Annotated in this window: 14 protein-coding genes and 1 pseudogene; 12 read left to right on the forward strand and 3 right to left on the reverse strand. The window is 63.4% G+C overall.

All coding sequences use genetic code 11. From position 1 onward, the window contains the following. Positions 1 to 23: 23 nt before the first annotated feature. Positions 24 to 227: pseudogene (locus tag ACWD68_RS06035) on the forward strand (hypothetical protein); the annotation flags it as partial. Here ACWD68_RS06035 and ACWD68_RS06040 read toward each other — a convergent pair. Together ACWD68_RS06040 and ACWD68_RS06045 are read right to left on the reverse strand one after the other, a co-directional pair. Continuing rightward, positions 224 to 2365: a site-specific DNA-methyltransferase gene (locus ACWD68_RS06040; protein ID WP_451805266.1), complete on the reverse strand. Its 2142-nt coding sequence runs from the start codon at positions 2363 to 2365 to the stop codon at positions 224 to 226. The pseudogene ACWD68_RS06035 and the gene ACWD68_RS06040 sit on opposite strands and share 4 nt — an antisense overlap. A gap of 25 nt (positions 2366 to 2390) precedes the next feature. Beyond that, a complete protein-coding gene (locus tag ACWD68_RS06045) occupies positions 2391 to 5150 on the reverse strand; it encodes a DEAD/DEAH box helicase (protein ID WP_451805267.1) in 2760 nt (919 codons plus the stop codon). Positions 5151 to 6072: 922 nt separating this feature from the next. Here ACWD68_RS06045 and ACWD68_RS06050 point away from each other — a divergent pair. The 5 genes from ACWD68_RS06050 (at position 6073) to ACWD68_RS06070 (ending at position 9609) form a co-directional block, all read left to right on the forward strand. Further along, positions 6073 to 6342, forward strand: coding sequence for a hypothetical protein (locus ACWD68_RS06050; protein ID WP_451805268.1), 270 nt, complete (start codon positions 6073 to 6075; stop codon positions 6340 to 6342). A 66-nt stretch (positions 6343 to 6408) separates the two neighbouring features. Then, positions 6409 to 7260: a helix-turn-helix domain-containing protein gene (locus ACWD68_RS06055; RefSeq protein ID WP_451805269.1), complete on the forward strand. Its 852-nt coding sequence runs from the start codon at positions 6409 to 6411 to the stop codon at positions 7258 to 7260. 96 nt (positions 7261 to 7356) lie between these two features. Then, a complete protein-coding gene (locus ACWD68_RS06060; RefSeq protein WP_451805270.1) occupies positions 7357 to 7758 on the forward strand; it encodes an ATP-binding protein in 402 nt (133 codons plus the stop codon). Between the two features lie 175 nt (positions 7759 to 7933). Next, on the forward strand, positions 7934 to 8785 hold the full coding sequence (locus tag ACWD68_RS06065) for a sigma factor-like helix-turn-helix DNA-binding protein (protein WP_451805271.1): 852 nt from the start codon (positions 7934 to 7936) through the stop codon (positions 8783 to 8785). Next, positions 8782 to 9609 (forward strand): integrase, encoded by an 828-nt coding sequence (locus ACWD68_RS06070; protein WP_451805272.1) that lies wholly within the window; start codon positions 8782 to 8784, stop codon positions 9607 to 9609. Before ACWD68_RS06065 ends, ACWD68_RS06070 begins: the two co-directional genes overlap by 4 nt. 22 nt (positions 9610 to 9631) lie before the next feature. Here the strand turns inward: ACWD68_RS06070 and ACWD68_RS06075 are convergent, their stop codons facing one another. After that, entirely contained in the window at positions 9632 to 10339 is a 708-nt protein-coding gene (locus tag ACWD68_RS06075) for a hypothetical protein (protein WP_451805273.1), read from the reverse strand. Between the two features lie 289 nt (positions 10340 to 10628). Between ACWD68_RS06075 and ACWD68_RS06080 the strand changes: the two genes are divergently transcribed. The 6 genes from ACWD68_RS06080 to ACWD68_RS06105 all read left to right on the forward strand — a co-directional run bounded on the left by ACWD68_RS06080 (position 10629) and on the right by ACWD68_RS06105 (position 13847). After that, complete coding sequence (locus ACWD68_RS06080; protein ID WP_451805274.1) at positions 10629 to 10976, forward strand: SCO3933 family regulatory protein; 348 nt, start codon at positions 10629 to 10631, stop codon at positions 10974 to 10976. Between the two features lie 5 nt (positions 10977 to 10981). Next, complete coding sequence (locus ACWD68_RS06085; protein ID WP_451805275.1) at positions 10982 to 12346, forward strand: FtsK/SpoIIIE domain-containing protein; 1365 nt, start codon at positions 10982 to 10984, stop codon at positions 12344 to 12346. An 87-nt stretch (positions 12347 to 12433) separates the two neighbouring features. Then, complete coding sequence (locus ACWD68_RS06090; protein WP_451805276.1) at positions 12434 to 13147, forward strand: DUF2637 domain-containing protein; 714 nt, start codon at positions 12434 to 12436, stop codon at positions 13145 to 13147. A 15-nt stretch (positions 13148 to 13162) separates the two neighbouring features. After that, positions 13163 to 13342, forward strand: coding sequence for a mobile element transfer protein (locus tag ACWD68_RS06095; RefSeq protein ID WP_451805277.1), 180 nt, complete (start codon positions 13163 to 13165; stop codon positions 13340 to 13342). Between the two features lie 15 nt (positions 13343 to 13357). After that, the gene (locus ACWD68_RS06100) at positions 13358 to 13513 is read left to right on the forward strand and encodes a hypothetical protein (protein ID WP_167467581.1); all 156 of its coding nucleotides are present in this window, start codon (positions 13358 to 13360) and stop codon (positions 13511 to 13513) included. Between the two features lie 19 nt (positions 13514 to 13532). Beyond that, on the forward strand, positions 13533 to 13847 hold the full coding sequence (locus ACWD68_RS06105; RefSeq protein ID WP_451805278.1) for a SpdD protein: 315 nt from the start codon (positions 13533 to 13535) through the stop codon (positions 13845 to 13847). Positions 13848 to 13945 lie beyond the last annotated feature (98 nt).

Genomic DNA, 13945 nt, shown 5'->3' on the forward strand with positions numbered 1-13945 from the left:
TGCCCGATGATGTCCTTTGGGACGACGCTTTGCTCCGCGTCGGCCTAGATGAGGACTTCCCTTATCTGCGAGCAGACTTGAACGCGTTCGGGCATAGCCTGGTCGAGCTGGGCCGCGTCTCGCCGACCACCGTGGAGCATCTGGCGGAACTGCTGCGGCTGGCGCATGTTGTGAGGCTACGGCGTTTTGAAGAGAGCGACGACGGATCCTCTGGAGTGCGTAGCTAGTCCGGGTCCGGAGTATTTATTTGGAAGGTCCGCAGATAGTCGGCGTAAAGACGTGTCGAGCCCAATGAGGGGTCTACCTTTGCAACGACCTGTTGATATTCGGCAATTGAGTCTGTCACTACGAATACGTGACTGATCGGTCTGCCTTCAGCGTGGCGTTTATTTACGGCCGTGACGAAATCGGACCATACTTGAGAGTCAAACAAGACGCCGTAGCATGCTTTTTCAGGAACAGACCATCCACAGGAGGCTACTTCGTTGATTTGCTCGCCTCGGGCACCAGCCTTGAGCCATAGAAGCGGTGCGATTGCCTCAAATCGTCGCCCGAGCGAGATGAGCGCGGGATCCTCGAAGGTCAGCTCAAAAAATGCAACGTTCTCTTGGAATCCCTCTCGTATGAGTGAACCGTCGAAGTACTCTCCCGCGATGGGGGAACCGTCCGGCAAGGATCCGGTAATGGCAGCTTTGCAGCGGGGCATAGTGGCGCTGTAGAATACACCACTTTCCTTCCACTGCTCGTCTCCAGGATGATGACCTGCAGCACGCAGAGATGTTGCCGTTTCCCCATTAACTTCGTTGTTCGTCACGAGGAGCGCACGGCGTCGCCCGCCGTCCTTCTTGTTTAGAAGACACGTGGCGTGCAGTGTAGTCCCGGTACCAGCGAAGTAGTCGAGTATCAAAGCGTCAGGTTTATTGCCGACGGCTATTTCAAGACAGTCGAGTACTGAGTACACCGACTTCGGGAATGTGAACCCGCCTCGTCGGCCCAGCAGAGCTGAAACCAATTGTGTTCCTCCAGCTCCGCCAGCAATATGGCGGGCAGACTTCCACATAGTCTTTGCTGTCGCCTTGTTCTTCCCGGAAACGGAAACCTCGACCTGGCCACGTTCACTGCGACCGGTTACCTCAATCTCTCCGGATTCAATAGCCGCAATAGCTCCCTTCATTAGGTACCGGAGGGTCCATGTACCGCGTTGCGGGTCATGATCCGATACCCAAGCGTAGCCTTTACCGACCAATTCCATTAGCTTGGTTCCATCGACACGCCAGATGCCAAGACGTCCGTCACTTCGGACTGGCCAAGCGGCTTGGTGTCCGTTGATGAAGCGCGGTCGATCGTTTTCGTCATCACCCTCCCAGGGGGTACCGACACCAACAATGCGCTCACCCCTTTCGTCCAACAGAACGGGATAGCAGAGATTGGGTCGGCTTGCCCGATACCAAGTGCCCCCGCCGCGGAGCAGCCACTCCCATCGAATGCCCTTTTTCCCGGCCTTTGCGTCACCTGCCGGGCGGTCCTCCATGAGGTTCCAATCGATTGGCTGCGAGCTAGCCGACCCAAGGAAACAAAAGAAGGCGTACTCTTCGACTCGGGAAAGACCTTCACCAGATGCGCCACTCGGATTTATACAGATGGTCACCATCTGCCGAATAGCGGTGGGAAACATTTCCTCCAGAAGCATGCCCAGATGGTGGACCTCGTTCTCGTCAATGGTTACGATGAGGACGCCGTCCCTGCTGAGCAGACGTTTGGCTATACCAAGTCGTCTCTCCATGAAAGAGAGCCACTTGCTGTGCCGATAGGTATCATTATTGTCGACGTAATCATTATTGTACTTCCAGTCTGTCGCTCCAGTGTTGTAAGGCGGATCGATGTAAATGCAGTCGACTTGCCCCTCATAGGGGTAAAGGAGCGCTTCTAGAGCATGGTAGTTCTCTGCGTTGATTACGGCATGGTGCGGTCTGGTCTCAGACTTCGCAACCTCCCCTATGGGCCGCAATCCTGGATAGATCGGGTCGCCGAATTCGCGAATGACTACGAGTTGTTCGCGACTGATGGTAGTAACCTGTGATGGGTCTACCTTTGATTTTATTGTCGCCTGCCCGTTGGAGACCTTCACGACATGCCAGACGCCAGAATCGTCGATTTCCGTGCGGTCTTCTGTTCCCTGCCGAAGGACCCGCACCTTATCGCCGCGTCGTATAGCAAAGTCGGGCACTAGGACAGATTCTGGCTTATGCCTGTCGAATACGAGTCCGAAGCGACGCGAGCGTGCGATCTTCCTATATTCTGCTTGCAGTGCCGATCGCAGTGCCTGGTCAGTTATTGAAGCAATTAGGTTATCGATGTGTGCCATGCGGAATCTGTCCCTGTCGCGGGCTTTAGTAGTCGCTACCGTGGATACGGAAGATTTCAGCTGCATCTGTGCCGGAGTGGGCCCTCACGGCGTCACGTGTGGCAGCGTCTTGATGGTTGATCATCAAGTAGGTGCCATCAACCTTCGCGACAGATTGAATCCGCTGGAATTCATCCTTGTGCTCCTGCGCATATTCCGCCAGACCCTGCAGTTTCGGTACTGCGTCGGCTAGGTGCGTCCCATGTGGATCCACGAGCGAGGCACGCAGTTCTCCCCGAATGCGGTGAACGAATATAAAGTCCGGCGATAGGCCCTTGGTTCCATCCACTGCAACGTACGGTATCTGTAGCGAATGCTGCCCGCCGGCCGGATTCCGATACCAGGCCACAGCGCCATGCGAGAGCTCCTCTCGCAGTACGTGTTCTTCCCATTCCGCGAACGTCGCCCGGAAGAGCCCAGATGAATCGGATAGGACATGCCGTTCCCATTCCGCCCCCTCTGCATCTTCAGTGCGCATTTCGGGCAGGCTGAAGGTCGTAGGAAGGGGACGGTCGGATTCCCGTCGAATGCGATCAAACTTTTCTTGGTCCACAGCGCTGAGTCTTGTAATGGCGGAGCTGTGCTTCTGTAGCCACGTCGCTACGATTTGCGATGCTCGTTCCTCAACCAAGCGAGGAAGTTCGGGGTCTTGTGCCAGTGCGATCGTAGTTATCATTGCTTCAGTTACGTCTTCGTCGACGTCTGCAAGCCTGCCAACGTACTCCATGGCCAACCCCTCAGGCAGGAGCCGTTTAGCCCTCTCCATGAGCATGTAAATGCCACGGTTGTCCAGTTCGATAAGCGTCTGGCTCTCGTGCGGGTCAACAGTCGGAGTACCAAATGAGACGGTGCGTTCGAAAAACTGTGTGTTGGTGACCGAATTAATTCGGGATTCGAGTTCTCCGCGCACTTCCAGATTAGCGCGGAAAGTGTCTATGATGGCCAACAGCTCGTTCTTTGCTTGCCGAATAGCGCTCGGTTCTATCGCCCGCCCATCGTGTTTTTCGGCAAGGAGTACCGAAAGCGATGCGAGTCTGAAAATGCCTGATCGACGAATTCTTCTGGGAATGGTGTAGGAGGGCAGGGATTCCAGAAGTCTGAATACGTCGTCACTGCCTTGCGGTGCAATACTTTGTGTGACGTCAGGCTCATCGAATAGATCTGGTGCTGCTTGGCTCGTCGTTTTCCTCGGAGGCGTCACCGAAAGGGGGTGCGTCGAGCTGGTAGCGACGCGAGTTTCCTGGCCACTAGGCTGAGGGGAGGTCGGCTCTTGGGCAACCCAGAAATTCGTCTCCGTTTGCTGAGCATCACCTCCATCATGGTCGTCCGTTCCATGAAGTGGAGTGGTGCCGGCCGCTTGATGAGGAGGGTTGCCTCCTAGCATCGGGTTACGAGCGAGTTCAACCGGACTGGTAATGACAGCGGTGCCGCTCGCAAGTGAATCTTCGCTGCCCTCTTCGAACTTCTGGGCAATTTGGTCGACTGCTCTCTCGTCGAACTTAGGGAGAATGCAATAGACCGTATTGAGAGATTCATCAGTCAGCACGCGTCGAGCGAGTGGTGTTCGTACCATTCGGCCCATGATTTGCGTGATGAGGTCAACGTCCTTGGCGACACGCATTGAAACTAGAACTTCGGCTCTCGGGCAGTCCCACCCTGTCGTAATGGCTGTCTTGCAAAGAACGACGCGTATGTCCTGTCGGCCTTCAATATCTTCCGGCGGGCAGTATGCAATATGGTGAGCACCGACCTTTTCCGCCGCATGAGAGGCGAAGGTGTGCACGACGTTCGTTGCACTGATGCTGGGCCACTCCTCAAGCACCGTCCCGACAATGCCCGCAAGATCCTTAGCGGAGGGTTTGTCTTCGATTTGAATTACTAGGATCGGATTGAGGCGAGCGTCACCGGTCTCCTTGCAGTAGTCTGACCATCGAGATTCATATTCGCGAATCTTCTCGACCGCGCGACGTAGCAGGGTTGACTCTGCCGCCTCGATGCCTTTTGTGTGGCCGAGTACTATCTGATCCTTAAGGAGGCCAGAGGCTCGAACATCTTCGACTGCCACAGAGTGAGAACGTATGGTGCGCCCACGCTGGGCCATCTCCTCACGGAACCGGCGCGGAACTGCAGAGATTCCCCATACTGCGGGAACCTTTGGGTTGCCTGACGCGCCATTGGTTGCGCCGCCGATAATCCTCGAAACAATCGTGTTCCGGCTATCGCGCGCGGTGCTAAGTCCTCGATGGGCCTCGTCTACTACAACTACGAATCCGTGCGGCCGCTTCCGTACGGTGTTTGCGACTGTCTCCCAGAATGAGTATCTGCGGCCATCGATATTGGATTTAGATAGTGTGGTGCTAGAGCCGAGTTTCTGAATGTTTAAAAAGTAGACACGGCCGGGCTCTAGAATTTCCTGATCGAAATCGTTCTCAATAGTGATGAGTCGGTTGGGGGTAAGGTTGGACGACGCGGCTACCATCTTTTGTAGCGTCTGTCGATTCAGGGAAGGATCGTCCGTCACCCAAAGAAAAGTCGAGTTCTCAATGCCGGGTGTCGTCTCGTCTCCGTCCAGCGCTGCCTCGATCACTGCAGTCGCTATAACGGTCTTGCCGGCGCCAGTGGGCGCCGCGAGCACGAAGGCGCCTCTTTCCTCTGGGTCGTCCGAGTGCGCCCGTGCCATGCTGGAGAGGGCCCGAAGGGTGGCAGCCTTCGCCTCCTCCTGATAGTCGAAGAGCTCGTACCTCATCGTCTGTGCCCCCCCGGGCTGAGTGATCGTCAACTCGCAACCTGGGCAAGGCTACAACCTGTGTCCCTGTGGTCCGAGGGGGTGTACGGCGCTTTTGCCCGGCGTGCTGCGGTGCGGGCAGAGCGGGGGCGGACCGTGCAGTGAGCTGCTTCGGTGTATGACGAGATTGGTGGAGTTGGTTTGACCGGCGGTCCGCCTGGTCTGAGTCATGCTGAGAGCGATGCGGCGCGCACCGTGATGACGCCGAACCTTTGAGTGGGCCGCTACCCCGTTGTCTTGAGGGAAGGCCTGGTGACGGAGCGGACCTTCGCTTCCTCCACCCAGTACTCACCTGTTCCCATCCCGTCTGCCGTCGACCCACACACAGTGGAGCGGGCGTGGTCCGTGGCGTCCAGGTGGAGCGCGCCACTGTACGAACGACCTGGACGCCACGGACCACGTCTGCTCGGCTCTGCCTGGGTCGACGGCAGACGGGATGGGAACTCCCCGCGCACGCCACACTCGGTCGGCACTTGCGTGCGGCCCCCGTCCATCCTGGATGCAGGAGCGCCCCCGCCGGAGGCACCGCTTTGAGAGGTCCGGCTCTTGTGGCCAATCGACTCTGACTATGGCTCACCGACGCGCCTCACGCTGTTCGGCGTCTCCGTCCTCTGTTCGCGGCACGGGCGCTGGCCGGGCTGGAGCGGGGCGGAGACAGGAGCGCAGGCCCGGCCGGGGGCCGGGCCGCGCGCGGTGAGCGGAGCGAGCCGCCTTGAACCAGTAGGGAAAGTTTGAATCATGGTCTGGCTGCTGGCGTGTTCCTGGGTGATCAAGACAAGCAGCGTTGCAACGCTGGGCCTGGAGGGAAGATGGTCGCGTGCTCCCATCTCGACTGCTGTGGCGTGATCCCAGACCCATCCCCAGGTTCAACCGACAGGAGCCCGTGACGCAGATTGTGTGTGATCCGGACTTCTACGAACCGGTGGATGAGGACGACTGCTCAGTGTTCTCGTACTTCTGCCAACCGCATGACCGCTTCTACCGGTATGACGGCTGTGGCGAAGGAGCGCACCTCATCGCCCTGCACTGCGAACGGCACGGGGCCGAGAACATGTGGCCTCAGCCCCTCATGATGGCGTTCCCCGACGGGTTCTCCCCGCAGCTCAGTGACGTGCAACTGGCCTGGGTGCGATCGGAAGAGGACGCTTCCTGAGGCCTGCGGGACGGATGGACCCTGGCGCATCGGGAGACCGTTGCTCCGTGGTGTAGAACCCTGGGTATGGGGAGTGAACGGCGAGAGCTGATGAAGGCGCTCGGGATGCGTCTTCGAGGGCTTCGTGCAGAGGCTGGTCTGACGGGTGCCGTCTTGGCTCAGCGGGCCGGCGTAGGGCAGCCGACCGTGTCGAAGGTCGAGAATGGGCGCATGGTTCCCAGCCTCGACGTCCTGGGGCGCTTGTCGCTGGCTCTTGGTCTCGACGAGTCGGTCTCTCGCGAAGTGCGTGACCTCCTGGTCGCCGTGGAAGCAGCGCCGGACACGGTCGAGTTGTCCGATGAGGAGGTTCTTGCCGGCGCACTCCTCGATGAGGCGGTGCGGTCTGCTCGGCTGGTTCGCTCGTTCCAGTGCGTTGTCCTGCCGGCCATGCTTCAGAGTGCTGAGTACGCCCGCCACGTTTTCGCGAGTGCGCCGAACTCGACTCCTGAGGTGGTCGGTCGGGCTGTCGCTGCCCGCGTCGAGCGGCAAAGCCTCCTGTATGAGCCGGGGCGCGACTCGGTGTTCGTGCTGACGGAAGCTGTATTGCGGACCTGGCCGGGGAATCCCTCGCTGATGCTTGCCCAGTTCGACCGGCTGCTGGCTGTCGAGAGTCTGACCACTGTGCGCCTCGGGGTGATCCCCTGGCGTCGGGCGGTGCCGGTCATGCCTCGCCACGGGTTCACTCTGTGCGATCAGAGGGCGGTCGTCGTCGAGACCTTCCGCGGTGAGTGCGTTGTGGGCGACTCCGACGAGGTTGCCGCGTATGAGGAGACCTTCCGGCGCTTTGAGGGGGCTGCGATCTTCGGGCGCGAGGTGCGAGAGCTCCTGCTCCGGGTGATGCAGGAGTTCCGAGAGATGGAAGACTTCGCCACCCGTTAGAGGAATAATTCCTCAAGATGCCTGGCTCATCGGTCATGCATGGGAATACTCTGCTCGCTGTGTCGTCTAGCCCCCTAGACGAGGAGGAGTGTTCCCATGCCCCAAAGTTGGTGCCGCATGTTTCCCGGCTTGGCCTGGCAGGTGGCGCAGGCCCGTCACTTCGTCGCCGCCCTGCTTGAGGATGAGGCTTCAGACCTCGTCGACGACGCCGTCCTGGTCGTCGGGGAGCTGGCGGCCAATGCCGTCCGGCACACGCGGAGTGGCTGGTACCGCGGATGGTTCCTCGTGGTCGTCCACTTCCGTGACGACCTGGTCCGAGTCGAAGTCGTCGACCAGGGCGGCGACGAGGAGCCCCAGGTTCGAAGTGTCGCCAGAGGAGTGGAAGAGGACGGTCGCGGGCTGATGATGATTGCAGCCTGCGCCAAAGACTGGGGAGTGAAGGACCGGCCCTCCGGCGCGCGCTGCGTCTGGGCCGAGCTGGCGCGGAACGGCACGTGATGGGCTCACGCGCGGCGGTGATCCGTAGCTGTCTCGTGGGTAGTGGCGGGTGAGCCCTCGGGGGGTGCCTCGGCGGAGGGCCGCGTTCTATGTGATCGGTGTTCATTCGGGCAGGCGACTCCCGCCCATTCCGTCTAGGGCCCTAGACTCCTGGGTACTTCTAGGAGGTGTGGTCATGTCGGACGAGTTGCAACGGATCATGGCGATCGATGATCCGTACCTGCTCCTGCGTGAGGTCACGACGCGGTTGGCCGACGCGCAGCAGGAGGTGACCGAACTCGCCCGGCTCCGCCGTCGTGTGGTTCAGGATCTCCACTCGCAAGGGCTGTCGTACGCGCAGATCGCCGAGAAGGCCGGCCTGAGCCGCGGGCGGATCCATCAGATCCGGCATACCGGCCCGGCGCCCGAGGGTGCGTTCCTCGGTGCGGGTGCCGTCACTGTCGTGACTCCTCTTCGGTGGGACGACGACAAGAAGCGCACGGTCGTCGCCATGGCTGACGTGAACTCCGGGAAGCGCCTGGAAGAGCTGGCCAAGTCATACGGGCTCGATGTCAGCTCCGGCAACGTGCTCGTGAGCGGTGAAGTCGACCTCAACCGTGACGGCCTGGTCGTCGTCTGCGGGCCAGGCATGTCCCAGGACATGAGCGACCTCTACGCCCAAGACCCAGTACTCAGCTGGGAACACCCCGATGGCGAACCGTGGGCGCTGGTGGACCGCCGTACCGGCACGGCGCACCGCGCGGGACAGGACACCGACTCGAACCGTCCCTACGACGTCGGATACCTCGGTCGGCTGCCCCGCCCGGACGGCAACGGCTCGGTGCTTGCCATCGCCGGTATCCACACCGAGGGCTCCCTCGGCGTCGTCCAGCTGCTCGCCTCAGACCTGAGCACGCTGTGGGGCCAGGTGGGGGAGTATTGCTTCTCCACGCTGGTCGGCGTCGAATACGACCCCGAGACCGGCGAACCGCAGTCCGTCGAACTGCTCACTCCCCTCTACCGGCACGACGAGGAGACGACGGAGTGAACGTCGCCCTCGCCTCATTGCCTGCTGAACCAGGGCGGGAAAACGAGGACTTCGCCGCCGCGGCTGCCGGGGCGGCTGTTCTCCTGGACGGGGCCGGCGTGGCCGGGGCGGAAACCGGGTGCACGCACGGCATCGCCTGGTTCTCCTCGACGCTGGGCGGGCTGCTGCTGAGCGCCATCACCGCGCACCCCGCCCGGCCGCTCGCCGACTGCCTGGCGGACTCGATCCGGGCTGTTCGGTCCCTGCACGAGGACGATTGTGACCTGACCTATCGGGCTAGCCCGACCAGTACCGTGGTCGCCGTCCGGGCCGGCGCGGGAGCTCTGGAATACCTCGTACTCGGTGACTCGACCCTTCTCCTCGCCGACCAGGACGGGAAAACTACTGCCGTCACTGACCAGCGCCTGGACGAGGTCGGCAAGCGACTTCGCGGGCAGGTCGACGAACTGGCCACGGGCTCGCCCGAGCACACTGCCGCGCTGGCCCGGTACCGCGACTCCTTGACAAGACTCCGCAACCGACCTGGCGGCTTCTGGATCGCCGGGCCCGATTCGCAAGCGGCCGAACACGCCCTCACCGGGACGGTGCCACTGGAGCCGCTGGCGTCTGTGACCCTGCTGAGTGACGGTGCGACGCGCCTCGTCGACTCCTTCGAACTCATGACCTGGGAGGGGGTGTTGTCCCTTCTCGGCTCGTCCGGCCCGGATGAGCTCATCCGCCGCGTCAGGGCGTCGGAAGCCGCTGACCCTGCGGGGCGGCGTTGGCCGCGAGGTAAATCGCGAGACGATGCCACAGTCCTTCACTGGGAGCTGCCGTTGCTGTGATCCTTGTTCTGTCGTCGCGAGGTCAGGAGAACTGGACCACCGCGCATGAAGGGCCTTGAGAGGACCGCCCCTCACACAGGTCGTTCCCGTCGGCATTTGCGGCGATGATCTGGATTCCCCAGGCATTCTTGAGATCCGGGAGCGCCATGCTGATCTCGTGGTCGATCTCGCCCTTGTCGTCGGGCCTGAGGCTGACGGAGTAGAGGTCCTTCAGATTAGGTAGATCATTCTGGTCTTTGTCTACGGCGGTCACGTGCACGTTGACACTCGCCCACCGCTCAACCCCGTCCGCGTGGAGGCTGAAGCTCAGCTTCTGATGGGATCCCTGCCCCTGTAGCTTGACATCGATGAGCGTCGGACGCCCGCTCCCACTCGCCGCCTGGGCCGCGCCGACGACCGCCACGCTCAAGGCCACCATGTAGAAGACGACACCGAGACCCAGGACTACGGTCTCCCACACGTTGCCCCGCCGCGTCGGGTGGATGAGCAGAGCGACGATGCTGCAAACGATGGCGAGGATGGCGCTGAGCGCGGCCACGTAGATGGGCCACGACTCGTTGTTGAGCGCGACGAACACGACATCGCTCGTCAGCCCCAGTGTGGTCATGACGCCGGCCACTGTGACCAGAGCGCCAGCCAGGATCTTGGCGACGTCGTCGAGCCGTTTGCCGATTTGGGCTTGGACGTCGTCGAGCGAGAGAGGTTCCTGGTCACCACGTGGCGAGCTCATGTGTTCATGGTGGTGAAAACAAGACGCATTCTGTCGCAGCCGCGGACGCAGATGGTCCTAACAGGGGAACCCCCTGCTCGTTTGCGGCGGCTGTCCTGGCGCGGCAGACGTGCCTGTGCGTATGAGGACACGACCGTTTACCCCCCTAGACAGTTGACGGTCCGTCGGTCTAACGTAGTCGTCAACCCCCCTAGACAGTTAGGGCGGGCCAACCCTCTGTTGTCTAGGGGGGTATCCAGATCCAAGCGATGCGGGCTGAACGCATCGCCAACCAAGTGAGGTTCACGAAATGCGTGTCATCCCCGTAGACGTCTCGGCCGCGACTCTCCTCGTCACCAAGCTGCCCGAGGTCAAGGTGAAGGACCGTCAGACCGGTGAGATCGCTATCGATCCGGTGACCAATGACCGGCTCATGGTGCTGGAGCTGGTGTTCATCGCGGCGGGCGGTTCGGACATGATCAAGGTCACTGTTCCCGAGAAGGGCATCGGTGAGGGCCTGGTGATGGGGGCTCCGGTCATCCTGCCTGGCCTCATCGCCCGGCCGTGGGAGAGCGAGTTCGGCGGGCGGATGCGTCACGGCATCGCCTACCGGGCGGACGCCGTCATGGTCAACGCTCCGGCTTCGGTGCAGGGCTGAACGCCATGACTGACACCGTCTGGACGCTGGCACTGTGCCTGCTGGCACTCGTCGCCGTGCTCGTCCTGCGCCGCCGTGCACCGGTCGCGTTCTGGTGGCTGGTCGGCTATCCGTTCGTCGCGCTGCGGGTGCTCACCACCTACCGGGCCACGATGGACGCGTGCGGCCTGACGGTCCCGGCCTCGGCCGTCCGTCGGGCCACGGCCCGGATGATCGGGCGGGAAGCCGCCCCCGTTTCGCCTCGTCGGTCGCTGCCGTGGCCGACCGGGTCCGGGCTTGTGATGCGTCTGCGTATGGCGACCGGGCAGGCTCCTGAGGACTTCATGGCCTCGGCTGACCGGCTGCGCCATGCCTGGGCCGCGCACGCCGTGCACATCCGCCCGACCAGGCCGGGCTGGCTCGAACTGCGCCTGATCGGCTGGGACGTTCTCTCCGACGTGCAGCCCGCACGACGATGGAAGCAGCGCGGGCCGCTCACCCTTCCGCTGGCGCTTCGGGATGACGGACGGTGGCACGTACGGGACTTCCGTGCCGTGCCGCATGAACTCATCCTCGGCGCAACGCAGTCCGGCAAGTCTGTCTACCTGCGAAACTTGGTGTGCGGCCTGGCCCGGCAGCGGGTCGTGCTCGTCGGCGTCGACTGCAAATGGGGTGTCGAACTGGCTCCGTTCGCGCCGCGGTTGTCCGCGCTTGCTGACACGCCGGACCGGGCGAACGAGCTTCTTGACGTCCTACTGGAGGAGATGGAGGCACGGTTCCGTCTGATCGGGCTCTCGTCTGCTGCGGGCCCGGATGCCGTGCTCACCTCGGATGTGTGGGGGCTGCCGGATGCGGTGCGGCCGGTGCCGGTCGTGGTCGTCGTCGACGAGGTCGCGGAACTCTTCCTCGCCGCGAGCCGGGACGACGAGAAGCGACGCGACGCCATGGTCACCAAGCTGATCCGGATCGCCCAGCTCGGCCGTGCGGCCGGCATCTATCTCGAAGTGTGCGGGCAGCGCTTCGGTTCCGAACTCGGCAAGGGCGCGACCATGCTCCGCGCCCAGCTCACCGGTCGCATCTGCCACCGCGTCAATGACGAGTCCTCGGCGAACATGGCGCTCGCCGACATCTCTCCGGAAGCGGCCCTCGCCGCCACCTCCATCCCGGCCGAACGGCCCGGCGTCGCGATCGTCGGCGACTCCTCCGGCGGCTGGTCCCGCGCCCGCTCTCCGCACCTGTCCCTCGACGAGGCGGCGGCCATCTGCCGCGACACGGCCGCCCTGGTGCCGGAACTGCCCCGCCTCGACGCCTTCCGGTCCGTCGTCGCCGTCGAGTCCTCCAAGGGACTCATCCCGGCCGGCGTGCCCACCGCGCGCCCGGTGACCGAGTAGCCGCACCGCCCTCCCCACGGTCGGCGTGACCGCCTCGCGCCGCATCCCTACCCCTCCCATGCCTCGAACAGGAAGGAACCCGAGCCGATGCGCGCCCAGTTGGCCCGTGTGGACGCCGTGATCGTCCAAGCCGTCATCGCGGGTGCACTGTCCTTCTCGCACCTCCACGACCTCGCCGACGCGGCCGGACAGGGCGGCTGGAAGGCATGGGCCTACCCCGTCTCCGTCGACCTGCTGCTCGTCGCCGCCTGGCGCCGGATGCGCGAACAGCAGCGCGCCGGACAACCGGCCGGGGGACCACGACTGTGGTTCCTGATCGCCCTGGCCGCATCCCTCGGGGCCAACATCGCCACTGCCGGGCTCCTCGACCTGGACGACGTCCCCGCGTCGCTCCGCGTCGTGGTGGCCGGCTGGCCCGCCGTCGCCTTTTTCGGCGGAACCTTGCTCGCCCACACACCACGCACCCCGGACGCATCGACGGCCACGGCGACGCCCGAGACGGACACCGAACCGGCCCACGTTCCGGCTGCGGTCGACGCGCCCGAACGCGACGCGCTTCCGGCCCTGGTCACCGGCCCGGAATCCGATTCGGAGCCGGCCGCACTCCCCGAACCAGTCGCGGCTGCCCCCGCCCCGACGCCTGCCCCGGCCGTCCCCCTCCCGCCCGCCCTCGTCGACCGCGCCCATGCCCTGGCCGAGGAACACCGCGCCATCACCGGTCTCGCCGCAGACCCCGACGCCGTCCGTGCCCGGCTCGGCCTGCCTCCGTCCATGACTGCCGCTGTTGCCGCCCACCTCTGAGAAGGGACGAACACCGTGAACCCGCGCTTCCGCAACGTCCGCCGAATCGGCCCCGTGCAGGTCGCCTCGTACATCGCCCGCGGTCGCAACCGCCACCTCGCCGCTTGCACCGCACCCCGCTGCGACTTCTCCACCGAGTGCGACAGCCGTGCCGCCGCCGAACTCGCCGCCCGCACCCACCGCTGCAAGGCCTGACAGGAGACCGCTGCCATGACCGTCCCGCTCTGGTTCGCCGTGCTCGTCGTCGCCGTCCTCGGCATCCAGCTTGCTCGCCCGCCCTGGTGGCTGGTCGCCCTGCTCCTCCTCGGCGGCTACCTCGTCGCCAACAGCGTCCTCGCCCCCGCCGTCGCCACGCTCCTCGACTGACCACCGAAGGGACCACCCCGTGTTCACCCCCAAGTACCCCCGCCCGGACACCGCCCCAATGCCCGCCAGCACGCCCCCGGTGATCTACAGCCCGTCGGCCTACAAACCCACCGCCTATGCCCCGGCCCCGGTTCCGGCGGCTCCCTCCTCCAACCGGCCGGCGGTCCAACTCACCCCGGGCAGCGTGCTCACCCTCGCCGCCGGTGGGGGAGCCCTAGTCCTGGTCGTCGGCGCGGTCCTGGTCTCCATGCTCCTCGCGGTCGCCGTCACCGCCGCTTCCGTGGCCGTCTGCGCGGTCGTCATCCGCTCGATCCTCAAGAGCGACCGCCGCTGACCTCGTCTGCGCAACATCCCGGCCTGCCCACGCCGTCTAGCCCCCTATGCAGGCTGGGATGCCCGTCCCGAACTTCCGCCCCTCCAAGGAGGCACCCG

It is taken from the genome of Streptomyces sp. NPDC005141 (genome assembly GCF_053599975.1).